This is a genomic window from Actinomycetospora lutea, from assembly GCF_028737205.1.
In the GTDB taxonomy this organism is placed as follows: domain Bacteria; phylum Actinomycetota; class Actinomycetes; order Mycobacteriales; family Pseudonocardiaceae; genus Actinomycetospora; species Actinomycetospora lutea.
The window spans coordinates 84,747-98,458 of sequence record NZ_JAQZAL010000011.1; the positions used below are offsets into that span (position 1 = coordinate 84,747).

12 protein-coding genes are annotated in these 13,712 nt (G+C 75.1%); 7 read left to right on the forward strand and 5 right to left on the reverse strand.

Annotation, left to right across the window (positions count from 1 at the left end):
* Positions 1 to 4: 4 nt before the first annotated feature.
* Positions 5 to 778, reverse strand: a complete 774-nt coding sequence (locus PHK61_RS13970; protein WP_274281595.1) for a hypothetical protein — start codon at positions 776 to 778, stop codon at positions 5 to 7.
* Positions 779 to 907: 129 nt separating this feature from the next.
* Here PHK61_RS13970 and PHK61_RS13975 point away from each other — a divergent pair, with 129 nt between their 5' ends.
* On the forward strand, positions 908 to 1,789 hold the full coding sequence (locus tag PHK61_RS13975) for a CBS domain-containing protein (protein WP_274281596.1): 882 nt from the start codon (positions 908 to 910) through the stop codon (positions 1,787 to 1,789).
* 75 nt (positions 1,790 to 1,864) lie between these two features.
* Here PHK61_RS13975 and PHK61_RS13980 read toward each other — a convergent pair whose 3' ends face one another.
* On the reverse strand, positions 1,865 to 2,410 hold the full coding sequence (locus tag PHK61_RS13980) for a universal stress protein (RefSeq protein WP_274281597.1): 546 nt from the start codon (positions 2,408 to 2,410) through the stop codon (positions 1,865 to 1,867).
* Positions 2,411 to 2,565: 155 nt separating this feature from the next.
* Between PHK61_RS13980 and PHK61_RS13985 the strand changes: the two genes are divergently transcribed.
* Positions 2,566 to 3,567 carry an Acg family FMN-binding oxidoreductase gene (locus tag PHK61_RS13985; RefSeq protein ID WP_274281598.1) on the forward strand — a complete coding sequence of 334 codons (1,002 nt, stop codon included), beginning with the start codon at positions 2,566 to 2,568 and terminating at the stop codon, positions 3,565 to 3,567.
* A gap of 42 nt (positions 3,568 to 3,609) precedes the next feature.
* Here PHK61_RS13985 and PHK61_RS13990 read toward each other — a convergent pair whose 3' ends face one another.
* The 3 genes from PHK61_RS13990 to PHK61_RS14000 form a co-directional block, all read right to left on the reverse strand.
* Positions 3,610 to 3,774 (reverse strand): hypothetical protein, encoded by a 165-nt coding sequence (locus tag PHK61_RS13990; RefSeq protein WP_274281599.1) that lies wholly within the window; start codon positions 3,772 to 3,774, stop codon positions 3,610 to 3,612.
* Between the two features lie 174 nt (positions 3,775 to 3,948).
* Positions 3,949 to 4,488, reverse strand: a complete 540-nt coding sequence (locus PHK61_RS13995; RefSeq protein WP_274281600.1) for a hypothetical protein — start codon at positions 4,486 to 4,488, stop codon at positions 3,949 to 3,951.
* A gap of 168 nt (positions 4,489 to 4,656) precedes the next feature.
* Positions 4,657 to 5,259 carry an Rv1733c family protein gene (locus PHK61_RS14000; protein WP_274281601.1) on the reverse strand — a complete coding sequence of 201 codons (603 nt, stop codon included), beginning with the start codon at positions 5,257 to 5,259 and terminating at the stop codon, positions 4,657 to 4,659.
* Between the two features lie 299 nt (positions 5,260 to 5,558).
* Here PHK61_RS14000 and PHK61_RS14005 point away from each other — a divergent pair, with 299 nt between their 5' ends.
* The 5 genes from PHK61_RS14005 (at position 5,559) to narI (ending at position 13,644) form a co-directional block, all read left to right on the forward strand.
* Positions 5,559 to 6,710, forward strand: coding sequence for an MFS transporter (locus PHK61_RS14005; RefSeq protein ID WP_274281703.1), 1,152 nt, complete (start codon positions 5,559 to 5,561; stop codon positions 6,708 to 6,710).
* 224 nt (positions 6,711 to 6,934) lie between these two features.
* Positions 6,935 to 10,591 carry a nitrate reductase subunit alpha gene (locus tag PHK61_RS14010; protein WP_274281602.1) on the forward strand — a complete coding sequence of 1,219 codons (3,657 nt, stop codon included), beginning with the start codon at positions 6,935 to 6,937 and terminating at the stop codon, positions 10,589 to 10,591.
* Position 10,592: 1 nt separating this feature from the next.
* Positions 10,593 to 12,263, forward strand: coding sequence for a nitrate reductase subunit beta (narH, locus tag PHK61_RS14015; RefSeq protein WP_274281603.1), 1,671 nt, complete (start codon positions 10,593 to 10,595; stop codon positions 12,261 to 12,263).
* Complete coding sequence (gene narJ / locus PHK61_RS14020) at positions 12,260 to 12,898, forward strand: nitrate reductase molybdenum cofactor assembly chaperone (protein ID WP_274281604.1); 639 nt, start codon at positions 12,260 to 12,262, stop codon at positions 12,896 to 12,898. Before narH ends, narJ begins: the two co-directional genes overlap by 4 nt.
* Positions 12,895 to 13,644: a respiratory nitrate reductase subunit gamma gene (gene narI / locus PHK61_RS14025; RefSeq protein WP_274281605.1), complete on the forward strand. Its 750-nt coding sequence runs from the start codon at positions 12,895 to 12,897 to the stop codon at positions 13,642 to 13,644. Before narJ ends, narI begins: the two co-directional genes overlap by 4 nt.
* Positions 13,645 to 13,712 lie beyond the last annotated feature (68 nt).

Genomic DNA, 13,712 nt, shown 5'->3' on the forward strand with positions numbered 1-13,712 from the left:
GCCCTCACGGGCGGAGGCGGATCGCGGCGTGCCCCACGCCGTGCTCGTGCTCGGCCGCCCGCAGGGCCGCCGCGCGGACCGAGCGGTCGTCGAAGGCCGCGGCGTGCACCTCCGCGCGCAGCCCGTGGAGCGCCGCCTCCACTGTGGCCCGCTCGACCACGATGCCCGCGACGACGCTCTCGCGCGTCCCGTCCTCATGGGTGCAGACGGCCAGGACCGGGTGGCGCCGCCACGGAACGTCGAGACCGAGCGTGTCGACGGGGATCTCGCCGGGGGTGTGCCAGGCGGGGATGCCGTTGCGGGTCGGGCCGTTGAGCAGGTGCAGCCACCCGCCCCGGGAGCCGGCGGCGTGGACGACGTCCACGACGGTCGCCATGTCGGCGGTCCCGGTGTACTGGGGTCGCGCGGCCTCGCCCGCTCCGCGGGCCACGCGCCGACGCGCGAGGTCCGTGGGCGATGCGGGGCGCCGGCGTGTCGCGGTGATCGAGACGAGCGGCCCCTCCCCGGCGGTCGCGGCGATGACGGCCCGCGGCGCCCACCCCAGCGAGCGCAGGGCGTTCTCGACCGCCCCGGTGAGGCGGCCGGCGTGCAGGAGCGCGTGGTGGGCGGGCGGGCCCGCCGCGGGCTCGAGCGAGACCTCGAAGCGACGGTCCCGCACCGAGACCGTGCAGCCCGGCGTCCCCGGGTCGGCGAGGGGCTCCAGGGCCTGCAGGAGGGTCGCGATCTCGGTGGGTGTCCACCGGTCCGCCGACGGCGTCGGGGTGCGGGTCGTGCTCATGTCCGGATCGTGCGCCGCGACGCCCGTCCTCCCCAGGGCCGGACGTCACCGGGCTCGGGCCCTCCGTACCCCCGTCTCACGGGCCGGCGGCCCTGCTGCCCGGCGCGGTGCCTGCCGACGATCCTCGCCATGAACCCTGACCCCGGGCCGTACCGTGCCCGCGACCTCATGACCAGTCCCGTGCTCACGACACCCCCGGACGCTCCGCGATCGGCCGTGGCGGCGCTGCTCGTGTCCCACGGCATCGCCTCGGCCCCGGTGGTCGACGCCGCCGGCCGGCTGCTCGGTCTCGTCGACGAGCTCCACCTCGTGGGCGCCGACGACGAGGCACCCGCCGCCGAGCTCATGACACGGCCGGTCCCGGTGGCCGACCCGGACACGCCGCTGGACACCATCGTCGAGCGCCTGCTCGACGCCGGGACGCGAGCCCTGCCCGTGGTCGTCGAGGACGTGCCGGTCGGGATCGTCAGCCGCCGTGACGTGCTGCGCCGTGTCGCGCGCGGTGAGCTCGTGCCGGCCCCGCGCACCTCCCCGCAGACCGTGGCCGACGACGAGCTGACGGGGCCGATCGTGGTGGGCGTCGACGGGTCCGACGGGTCGGTCCGCGCGGTCCGGTGGGCCGCGGCGGCCGCGCGGCTCACGGGTGCGGGACTCGTCGCCCTCACGGCCGCCGGCGTCCCCGACCTCTACGGGACGGAGGGCGAGCTCGAGGGCGATGCGGCCCGCCAGCTGGCCGCGACCCTGCGCCGAGCGCTGCCGGCCGGCGACGGGGGGACGATCACCGAGGAGGTCCGCGCCGGCCGGCCGCTGCCCGTCCTGGTCGAGGCGAGTGAGCGCGCGCGCCTGCTCGTGGTGGGCAGCCGGCAGGTCGAGGGCCTCGGGGGCCCGCGCCGCGGATCGCTCACCGCGCGTCTCGTCGGGTACGCCCGCTGCCCCGTCGTGGTCGTGCCCGAGCACGTCGAGGTGCCGGCCGCGCCGGCCGACGAACGGACCGCCGTCCCCGTCCCGTGACCCCACCCGCTGGCCCCCTCCCGCGGACCAGCGCCCCGCCCGCCGAGGCGGACGAGGCGGACGGGGCCGGCATCGTCAGGCGAGCGGCCCGGCCGCGAACGGACCGACCAGCGCCGACGCGGCGTCGGCGTCGCCTGCCTCGTCAGCCTCGTCGCGCTCCCGCGGCGGGCGCACGACGGTGACCGGGCACGGGGCGCGCAGCACCACCGACAGCCCCACCGAGCCGAGCAGCGCGCTGCGGACCTTCCCCCGGCCGCGGTGACCGACGACCAGCAGCGCGGCGCCCTCGCCCGCCCGGGTCAGCACCCAGGGCGCGGGCCCGGTGACCGCCGTGACCTCGACGGGGACGGCGCGCTCCGCCTCGTCGAGCCCTGCGCGGAACTCCTCGACCCGCCGCCGGGCCGACTCCTCCACCGCCTCGCGGATCTCGCCGCCGTCGGCGAGCAGCGGCATGCCGTACGGCGACATCCAGGCGTCCGGCGGCTCGTGGGCGACCACCACCCGCACCGGGCGCCCCCGGCGTGCGCCCTCGCGGATCGCGTAGCGCAACGCGGCGTCGGCGTGGTCCGAGCCGTCGATCCCCACCACGACCGGCGCCCGGTCGCTGTCCGTTCCGTCCATCAGCCGACTCCTCCGGCTCGGGTTCCCTCGAGGTGCAGCGTCGTGGTCACCCGGCGCCCGGCGACGGAGGCGGACGGTCCCCCGTGGCCGGGTCCTCGGTCCCTGGTTCGGGGCCTCGCCCCTGCCGATCGTGGACGACGGACCGAGGAGGCGTCATGGCACAACCGGGCGGGGACCCGGCGGCACGTCGCCGGCGGGGGCCCGACGAGGCGGAGATCGCCGAGCTCCTGCGTGCCGGCGCGAGCGCCCCGTCGAGCCACAACAGCCAGCCCTGGCGGCTGCGGTGGCACGAGGACGCCGTCGAGGTGCACGGCGACCCGGCCCGGCACCTCCACGCGGCCGACCCCGACGCCCGCGAGCTGCGGATCGCCTGCGGGGCCGCGATCGCCAACGTCCGCCTCACCGCGCGGGCGCAGGGCCGTCGCGCCCACACCCAGCTCCTGCCCGACCGCGACGATCCGTGGTTCTACGGCCGGGTGCGACCGGGAGCACCGTGGCCCCCGGCCGGGTGGGAGGTCGAGCTGGCCCGGGCGGTGCGGCGTCGTCACACCGACCGCCACCCGTTCGCCGACCGCCCCCTCTCCGCGGGTCTGCGCGATCAGCTCCTGCGGGCCGCGTGGCGGGAGAGCTGCCGGCTCGTGATCGTGGACGACCGGGCGCTCCGGCGTGGCCTGCTCGCGCTCACCGCGGAGGCCCACCACCAGCAGCAGAGCGATCCGTCCTTCGTCGCGGAGTGGGACCGGTGGATCGGGTCGGGATCCCGGTCCGGGGACGGCCTGCCGGCGGAGCTGGCGCGCCGCGCGCCGCGACCGGACGCCGCCTGGCGTCCCCGGGACTTCGGCGGGAGCACCGCGGAGGGCGACCGGGTGGTCAGCGCGGAGGACCCGACCGAGCACGAGCCGACGATCGCGGTCGTGACCTCCTTCGACGACGGCGCCCTCGCCCAGCTGCGGGCCGGTCTGGCCCTGGAGCAGGTCCTGCTCACCGCCACTGCTCGCGGCGTCGGGGCGTCGTTCGTCGCCCCGCCGCTCGAGGTCGCCGCCGTCCGCGTCCGGGTGCGGGCGCTGCTTGGCGGCGTCCTCTGGCCACAGGTCATCCTCCGGCTGGGCTGGGGACGGCCGGTGCACCCGACGCCTCGGCGTCCCGCGGCCGGGTGAGCGAGGGAACGCTCCGCGCAGGGTTCGTCCAGAAGGGGTCGTTCAGAGGGTTCGTTCGACCAGCAGGAAGTCCTCGATGAGTTCGTCCAGCGGGCGCAGCGGCCGGTACCGGGTCCGGTCGGCCGGCGGAGGCGGGACGGGCGTCGCACCGGGAGGTGCGGTCCGTCCGTCGCGGGCCGCCGAGGTCGAGGGCACGTCCTCGTTCACGCGGGTCCTCCTCCGGTGCCGGAGAGCGTCGGGAGCACTCCCCACGGTGACCGTCCGACGGGCCATCGGGGCAGGGCCGAAGGTCCCGACTGGTTCGTCCGGCGAGCGGCCCACCACGCTCGGCCACCCGCGACCGCCGTCACCGGCGCGGGTCCGCGCCGAGCACGACGGGGGTCACGGTCGCGGCACGGCGAGGAGGAGCGCGAGCAGGCCCGTGGTCGTCACGACCTGCAGCGAACGGTCGGACCGCCGACGCACCGGGAGGGCGGGCAGACCCGTCGTGAGCAGTCGCCGGCCGGCGGCGCGCAGGGTGTCCTGAGCGCCGAGCACCTCGACCCCGCACGGGTGGTCGAGCACGTCGTGCAGGGTCGTGCGGTGCTGGACGAGGGGTCCGCCGGCGGGCCAGCGCTCGGCGAGGCCGCCCGCGGTGACGACCGCGATCGGCAGGCCGTCGCGGACGACCACCGCGCACCCGTCGGGATCCTGGTGGAGCCGGGCCCAGGCCACCGGCAGCGGTGTCGACTCCAGGAGGAGGGTGGCGGCACGCGCGGCGGCCTCCACCGGGGCGTCGAGATCGACCGGGGATGCCGTCCGGGCGGGCGCCTCGTCCACGATCCCCTCGTCCACGATCCCCCCGGCCCGGGTGCCGTCGTCGGTCACGGTCTTCTCCTCCCTGGGCGTGGTCACGTCGTCCCGCTGCTCGGCGATCGGCATCGTCGGAGGTCCTCGTCGGTCCCGGCCCGTGGGGCGGGCCTCGTGGGCACCACCGTGGCGGGCCGCCGCGGGCGTGGGCAGGGTCGTCGGCTCCTGTTCGGTCGCCGGGCGGCCCGACGGCCGCGGGCCCACCGACCCCGCCCGACCCGGGGACCGGGTCGGCCCGGCTCAGCGCGTGCTCTCGTGGTCGGGGCCGGTGAAACGCCGCCAGGCCGCGTCCCAGGCCCGCAGGCGGGCGCGGTCGAGGACCCAGCGCAGCCCCGCGAGCAGCAGGAGGGAGAGCACCAGGTCGGCGAGGACGAGGAACACCGTGGTCAGCGCTCCCTGGGCGGCGGGCGAGGTGGGGCTCATCGGTGCGGGTGCGGGTCGGTCGGCGCGGTCCACCCACAGCGTCCGCGCCTCTCCGGGCTCGGCCGACGCGGGCACGCGGACGACCGCCACGTGGGACGTGCCGTCGGCGGCGGTCCACCGCACGGGCGCCCGGAAGTCCTCGGACACGGTGTCGGGCCGCGCGGAGGTCCGCAGGTCGGGGGCAGCCAGCACCTCGGCGGTCACCTGGTGGCGCTCCGCCTGCTGGATCGTGACCTGCGGGGCGAGACGGGCCGTCACCTCGCTGCCGACGGTGAGCGCGACGGGCAGGAACAGCAGTCCGACGATCAGCAGGACCCACCGGGCCGTGACCTCCGCGCGGTCGCTGTTCCGGCGGAGCTCGGAGTGCCTCGGGACGAACAGGCCGACGGCCCGCCGGACCGCATCCGTCCTCGTACTCATGGTGGCCGCCTCCGCTCGTCGATGGGTGCCGTCGAGCGTGGAAGGCGGGCCCGGGCGAGGGGCACGGGCTCCGGGCCCTGCCACGCCCCTCGGGCGTCCCAGCTCACCGGGGACCATCGGCCCCGGCGTCCGGTGCCGTCGCACCCTGCCGCCGCCCGGTGCCCCGGACGGACGCTGCTCGGGACCGAGAGCCGAGTACCGGATCGCGAGGATCCGGCGGAGGAGGCACCGTGCCCGCGACCATCCACCCGAAGGCGGCGGCCGACGCCGTGCCCGCCGTACGCGGGCGGCCCGCGCTGATGCTGGCCCTCGCGACCATCGGCTTCGCCGTGACGTTCTGGGCGTGGGCGCTGCTGGGACCGCTCGGCTCGACCCTGCACGACCGGCTCCAGCTCACCGCGTTCCAGCAGGCCCTGCTCGTCGCCGTGCCGGTCCTGGTCGGGTCGCTCGGACGGATCCCGGTCGGCGCGCTGACCGACCGGCTCGGGGCGCGGATCATGTTCCCGGCCGCGGCGGCGCTGACCATCTTGCCGGTGCTCTACCTCGGCCACGTCGCCGATTCGCTCACCGCGTACCTCGTGGGTGGGTTCTTCCTCGGCATCGGGGGCACGACGTTCGCGATCGGCGTGCCCTTCGTCAACGCGTGGTTCCCCCCGGAACGACGCGGACTGGCACTGGGCGTGTTCGGCGCCGGGATGGGCGGCACGGCGATCGCGGCCTTCACCACCGTGCAGCTCAGCGCGGCCATGGGGCCGGCCTTCCCGTTCGACCTCGTCGCCGGGGTCCTGCTCGCCTACGCCGTCGTGGCGTGGCTGCTGCTGCGCGACCGCCCGGACCGCCCGGTCGCGCCGGGCAGCCTCTGGACCCGGCTGGGCGCCGTCCTGCGTCTCCCCGCGACGTGGCAGCTGTCGTTCCTCTACGCGGTGGCGTTCGGCGGCTTCGTCGCCTTCAGCGTGTACCTGCCGACCTACCTCACCAGCGCCTACGGCCTCGAGAAGGCCGACGCCGCGGTCCGGACCGCGGGGTTCGTCGTGCTCGCGGTCGCGATGCGCCCGGTGGGAGGGTGGCTCTCCGACCGGTTCGACGCGGTCAAGGTGCTGCTCGCCGCCTACGGTGTCGCGACCGTCCTGGCGGTGCTCGCCGCCCTGCAGCTCACGCTCGTCCCCACGGGCACCGCGGCCTTCCTCGGGATCGCCCTGGCGCTCGGACTCGGCACCGGCGCCGTGTTCGCGCTGGTGGCGCGGTTGGTCCCGGCCGAGCGTGTCGGCGCCGTCACCGGTGTCGTCGGTGCCGCCGGCGGGCTCGGGGGGTTCTTCCCGCCGCTCGTGATGGGGACCGTCTACGGGCTGACCGGGAGCTACCTGGTCGGGCTGCTCCTGCTGGCCCTCACCGCCGCCGGCGCCGCGGCCCTCACGGCCACCGCCGTGCGACGGCGCGCCGTCGCGGCCTGAGGTGCGCCGCGGCGGGTGTCCGGTTCGGGCCGGATGGCCCCGGACCCGGGACCACTGGCCGTCGTCGCGGTCGTCACGCAGTGGAAGCGTCGCTCCGCGTGCTGCGGAGCTGCAGCGCCCGGTCCCGCCGGGCACACGGGAGGAGACCGTCGGTGACCGATGAGCGTTCCGCGCCGCGAGCGCAGGCTGGGGCACGAGGCGACGGAGGAGGGACCGACGGCCCCGTGGCCGACCTGCTCGTGCGGGCGGGCCGCTTCTTCACCCGCCGGGACGTGTCGGCCGATCTGCGGGCGGACTTCCGCCGGGGAGGCCGCGAGGGTGACGTCTTCTACCGCGACCGGTGGAGCCACGACAAGGTCGTGCGCTCCACCCACGGGGTCAACTGCACCGGCTCGTGCTCGTGGAAGGTCTACGTCAAGGACGGGATCATCACCTGGGAGACCCAGCAGACCGACTACCCGTCGGTGGGCCCGGACTCCCCCGAGTACGAGCCGCGCGGGTGCCCCCGGGGCGCGGCGTTCTCCTGGTACACCTACTCCCCCACCCGCATCCGCCACCCCTACGCCCGCGGTGTGCTGCTGGAGTCCTACCGCGAGGCCAAGGCCCGCCTGGGCGACCCGGTGCTGGCCTGGGCCGACGTCGTCGGCGACCCGGAGCGCCGGCGGGCGTACCAGCGGGCGCGCGGCAAGGGCGGCCACGTCCGGGTCGGCTGGGACGAGGCCGTCGAGATGGTCGCGGCCGCCCACGTCCACACCATCCGCACCCACGGCCCCGACCGCATCGCCGGCTTCTCCCCCATCCCCGCGATGTCGATGGTCAGCCACGCCGCGGGCTCGCGGTTCATCGAGCTCGTCGGCGGGGCGATGACCTCGTTCTACGACTGGTACGCCGACCTGCCCGTCGCCTCGCCCCAGGTGTTCGGCGACCAGACCGACGTGCCGGAGTCCGGCGACTGGTGGAACGCCTCGTACCTGCTGATGTGGGGGTCGAACGTCCCGGTCACCCGCACGCCGGACGCGCACTGGATGGCCGAGGCGCGCTACAAGGGCCAGAAGGTCGTCGTGGTCTCGCCGGACTACGCCGACAACACGAAGTTCGCCGACACCTGGCTGCCCGCCCAGCCGGGCACCGACGGCGCGCTGGCGATGGCCATGGGCCACGTGATCCTCACCGAGTTCTTCGTGCAGCGCCGGGTGCCGTTCTTCGTCGACTACGTGCAGCGCTACACCGACCTGCCGTTCCTCGTGACGTTGACCGAGAAGGACGGGGCACACGTCCCCGGCAAGTTCCTCACCGCCGCCGACCTCGGCGACGAGGGTGAGGGCGCCGCCTGGAAGACCGTGCTCCTCGACGGCCGCACGGGCCGGGCCGTCGTGCCGAACGGCTCCCTGGGCTTCCGCTACACCGGGTCCGGCGCCGGCCGCTGGAACCTCGACCTCGGCGACGTCGCACCCCAGCTCACGCTGCACGGGGAGGGCGCCCGGGAGGTCCTGCTCCCCCGCTTCGACGCGCTCGACGGCAGCGGGGGCGTCCTGCGCCGCGGGGTGCCGACGCGGCGTGTCGGCGGCAAGCTCGTCACGACGGTGTTCGACCTGATGCTCGCCCAGTACGGCGTGCACCGCGACGGCCTGCCCGGCACCTGGCCGACCGGGTACGACGACGCCGCCGAGTCGTACACGCCGGCCTGGCAGCAGGCGATCACCTCGGTCCCCGCCGAGCAGGTCGTGCGCATCGCCCGGGAGATGGCCGCCAACTCCGAGGAGTCCGGCGGCAAGACCATGATCCTCATGGGGGCCGGCATCTGCCAGTGGTTCCACGGCGACGCCACCTACCGGGCCGTGCTCTCCCTGCTCCTGCTCACCGGGGCGATGGGCCGCAACGGGGGCGGCTGGGCGCACTACGTCGGCCAGGAGAAGTGCCGGCCGGTGACCGGGTGGGCGACGATGGCGATGGCCACCGACTGGCAGCGCCCGCCGCGGCAGATGATCGGGACGGCCTACTGGTACACGCACACCGACCAGTGGCGCTACGACGGCTACACCGCCGACGCGCTGACCTCCCCGCTGGCCGAGGGCCGCCTGGCCGGCATGCACACGATCGACACCCTCGCGCTGTCCGCCCGCCTGGGCTGGATGCCGTCCTACCCGCAGTTCGACCGCAACCCGCTCGACGTCGCCGACGAGGCCGTCGCCTCCGGCCGGGACGTCGGCGAGTACGTCGCCGGCGAGCTGCGCGACGGCGCGCTGCGCTTCGCGATCGACGACCCCGACGCGCCGGAGAACTGGCCGCGCTGCCTGACGCTCTGGCGGGCCAACCTGCTGGGGTCGTCGGCCAAGGGCGACGAGTACTTCCTCAAGCACCTGCTCGGCACCCACAACGACCTGCGCGCCGAGCAGACCCCGCCCGACCGGCGCCCCCGCGACGTCACCTGGCGCGACGAGGAGCCCCCCGAGGGCAAGCTGGACATGCTGCTCGCCCTGGACTTCCGGATGACCAGCTCGACGCTGCTCGCCGACGTCGTGCTGCCGGCGGCGACCTGGTACGAGAAGCACGACCTCAACACCACCGACATGCACCCCTTCGTGCATGCCTTCACCCCGGCGATCGACCCCCCGTTCGAGACGCGCACCGACTTCGACGCCTTCCACGCGATCGGGCGCCGCTTCAGCGAGCTCGCGCGGGACCACCTCGGCGTCCGCCGCGACGTGGTGGCCGTCCCGTTGCAGCACGACACCCCGGGCGAGACCGCCCAGCCGGGAGGGCGCGTGCTCGACTGGCGGGCCGGCGAGGTCGAGGCCGTGCCCGGGCGCACCATGCCGACCTTCGCGGTCGTCGAGCGCGACTACGCGGCGGTGGCCGACAAGATGGCCGCGCTCGGGCCGCTGGTCGACCGGCTCGGCGTGACCACCAAGGCGGTCACCTACCACCCCGACGAGGAGGTCGCCGCCCTCGGCGCGGCGAACGGCCTGATGTTCGGCGGGGCCGGCGACGGGCGGCCCGCGATCGACACCGACGCGAAGATGGCCGAGGCGATCCTCGCGCTGTCGGCCACCACGAACGGGCGGCTGGCCGTGCAGGGCTTCCGCGAGCTCGAGCGGCGCACCGGGACCCCGCTGGCCGATCTGGCCGAGGGCAGCGAGGAGAAACGGATCGCCTTCGCCGACACCCAGGCCCGCCCGGTCCCCGTGATCACGAGCCCGGAGTGGTCGGGCAGCGAGACCGGCGGCCGGCGCTACGCCCCGTTCACCGTCAACGTCGAGCGCCGCAAGCCCTGGCACACCCTCACCGGCCGGATGCACTTCCTGCTCGACCACGACTGGGTGCACGAGTTCGGCGAGACCCTGCCGATCTTCCGGGCGCCCCTGGACATGCAGCGGACGTTCGGCGAGTCCCGGCCCGGCGACCTCGGGCAGGACGGCGCCTCGGTGACCGTGCGCTACCTGACGCCGCACTCGAAGTGGTCCATCCACTCCGAGTACCAGGACAACCTGTTCATGCTCTCGCTGTCGCGGGGCGGCCCGGTCGTCTGGATGAGCCAGGAGGACGCCGACGCGATCGGGGTGCGCGACAACGACTGGGTCGAGGCGGTCAACCGCAACGGCGTCCTCGTCGTCCGGGCCGTGGTCACCCACCGGATGCGGGCGGGGACGGTCTTCGTCTACCACGCGCAGGAGCGGGTGGTGAACGTGCCGCGCTCGGAGGCGACCGGGCGCCGCGGCGGCATCCACAACTCCGCGACGCGGATCCTGGTCAAGCCGACCCACCTGATCGGCGGCTACGCCCAGCTCTCGTTCGCCTTCAACTACCTCGGTCCGACCGGCAACCAGCGCGACGAGGTCACCGTGATCCGGCGGCGTGCCAGCCAGAAGGTGGAGTACTGACATGCGCGTCATGGCCCAGATGGGCATGGTCATGAACCTCGACAAGTGCATCGGGTGCCACACGTGCTCGGTGACCTGCAAGCAGGCGTGGACCAACCGCAGCGGCGTCGAGTACGCCTGGTTCAACAACGTCGAGACCCGCCCCGGCCAGGGCTACCCCCGCCGCTACCAGGACCAGGAGCGCTGGCGCGGCGGCTGGGTCCGCAACCGGCGCGGGCGGCTCGCGCTCAAGGCCGGCGGGCGCTTCCGCAAGCTCCTGACGATCTTCGCCAACCCGGTCCTGCCGAACATCCGCGACTACTACGAGCCCTGGACCTACGACTACGAGGTCCTCACCGACGCCCCGCTGGGCGACGACTTCCCCGCCGCGCAGCCCAAGTCGCTGCTCTCCGGGCAGCCGATGGCGGTCGAGTGGAGCGCCAACTGGGACGACGACCTCGGCGGCGCCCCGGAGCACGGCCCGCAGGACCCGATCGTCGAGCGGCTCCGGCAGGAGTCCGAGGAGAAGGTGACGTTCTCCTTCGAGCAGGCGTTCATGTTCTACCTGCCGCGCATCTGCGAGCACTGCCTCAACCCCTCGTGCGTGGCCTCCTGCCCGTCGGGGGCGATGTACAAGCGCGCCGAGGACGGCATCGTCCTGGTCGACCAGGACCAGTGCCGGGGCTGGCGGATGTGCGTCACCGGCTGTCCGTACAAGAAGGTCTACTTCAACCACCGCACCGGCAAGGCCGAGAAGTGCACGTTCTGCTACCCGCGGGTCGAGGTCGGGCTGCCGACGGTGTGCTCGGAGACCTGCGTGGGCCGGCTGCGCTACCTGGGGCTGTTCCTCTACGACGCCGACCGCGTCGCCGCCGCGGCGTCGGTGCCCGACGAGAAGGACCTCTACGAGGCCCAGCTCGACCTGCTGCTCGACCCGCACGACCCCGCGGTGATCGCCGCCGCCCGCCGCGACGGCATCCCCGACGACTGGCTGGAGGCCGCGCGCCGCTCGCCGGTGTACAAGCTCGCCAAGGAGTACCGGGTGGCCCTGCCGCTCCATCCGGAGTTCCGCACGATGCCGATGGTCTGGTACATCCCGCCGCTCTCGCCCGTGGTCGACCGGCTCACCGAGACCGGCCACGACGGCGAGGACGCGGGCAACCTGTTCGGCGCCATCGACGCGCTGCGCATCCCCGTCGAGTACCTCGCCGAGCTCTTCACCGCCGGGGACCCGGCCCCGGTGAACGACGTGCTGCGCAAGCTCGCCGCCATGCGCTCCTTCATGCGCGACGTCACCCTCGGCCGGGAGCTCGACGAGTCGATCCCCGCGGCCGTCGGCATGGACGTCGAGCAGCTCATGGCGATGTACCGGCTGCTCGCCATCGCCAAGTACGACGAGCGCTACGTCATCCCCACCGCCCACGAGGGCGACGCGCACCAGCTCGAGGAGCTCGGGTGCAGCCTCGACGTCGACGGCGGGCCCGGCATGGTCACCGGCAGCGGCCCGTTCGGCGAGGCCTCCGGGCCGCCGACACCGGTCTCGGTCGAGACGTTCCACGCCCTGCGGCACCGCCAGACCTCCGAGGGGATCGCCGATCCCGAGCGGCCCGGCGCCCGCGTCAACCTCCTCAACTGGGACGGCCGCGGGCGTCCCGAGGGCCTGTTCCCACCCCGGAAGGAGAGCGCCCGATGAGCGCCCCCGCCCCGGCGCGCCTCGACGAGCAGGCCCACGCCACCGTGCTCCAGGCCGCGTCGGTGTGCCTGCGCTACCCCGACCGCGACGTGCTCGACCTGCTGCCCCTGGTCCGCGCGGCGCTGCACACGGTGCCCGCCGGCCCGGCCCGGGAGCGGCTGCTCGCGTTCCTCGACGCGCTCGGCCCGCGGACGCCCCACGAGCTCGCCGAGCTCTACGTCGCCGTGTTCGACCGCCGGCGGCGCTGCTGCCTCGACCTGACGTGGTGGACCGACGGCGAGACCCGCCGGCGCGGGTCCTCGCTGGCCGGGCTCAAGGACCGCTACCGGGCGGCCGGGATGGAGCCGACCGGCTCCGAGCTGCCCGACCACCTGCCCGCGGTGCTCGAGTACGCGGCCACCGGCGACCTCGCGGACGGGCTGGCCCTCCTCCAGGAGCACCGCGCCGGACTCGAGCTGCTCCGGCTGGCGCTGCTCGAGGCGGACGCCCCGTGGGCGGCGGTGCTCGAGGCGGTCTGCGCCGTGCTGCCCGGCCCCTCCCCCACCGACGTCGCCGCCGCCAAGGCCCTGGCGCGCTCCGGCCCGCCCCGCGAGCAGGTCGGCCTCGACCTCGCCCCCTTCGGGGGCCGGCGATGACCGTCCTGGACATCCTGCTCTGGGGCGTCCTGCCCTACGTCGTCCTCGCCGTGGTGGTCACCGGGACGCTCTGGCGCTACCGCTACGACCGCTTCGGCTGGACCACACGCTCCTCGGAGCTCCACGAGTCACGGCTGCTGCGCATCGGCAGCCCCCTGTTCCACTTCGGCCTGCTCGTGGTGATCATCGGCCACGTGATCGGCCTGCTGATCCCGAAGAGCTGGACCGACGCGGTCGGTCTCTCGCAGGAGGCCTACCACGTGCAGGCGCTCGCGCTAGGCACCGTCGCCGGCGCCTGCACCCTGGTCGGGATCGCGATCCTGATCTACCGCCGTCGCACCACCGGCCCCGTCTTCGCCGCCACGACGCGCAACGACAAGCTGATGTACGTCGGGCTGGTCGCCGCGATCGTGGCGGGCCTGGTCACGACGCTGCTGGGGGCGTCCGGCGGCGAGGAGCACAACTACCGGCTCACGGTCTCGGTCTGGTTCCGCTCGCTGTTCGTCCTGCAGCCCGACGTCGCCGCGATGAGCCAGGCCGGCCTCGCGTTCCACGTCCACGTCCTCATCGCCCTGGCGCTGTTCGCGCTCTGGCCCTTCACCCGGCTCGTGCACGCCTTCACCGCGCCGCTGGGCTACCTCTTCCGGCCCTACATCGTGTACCGCTCGCGCTCCGGCGGACCGGCCACGCGCGCGCCCCGACGCGGCTGGGAGCGGGTCGACGCCCCGCCGACCGGTCGGCGATGACGACACCCGGGACACGGCTCGCCCCCGCGTGCTCCGACGACGACGTCGCCGCCCGGGAGGCCGCCGGG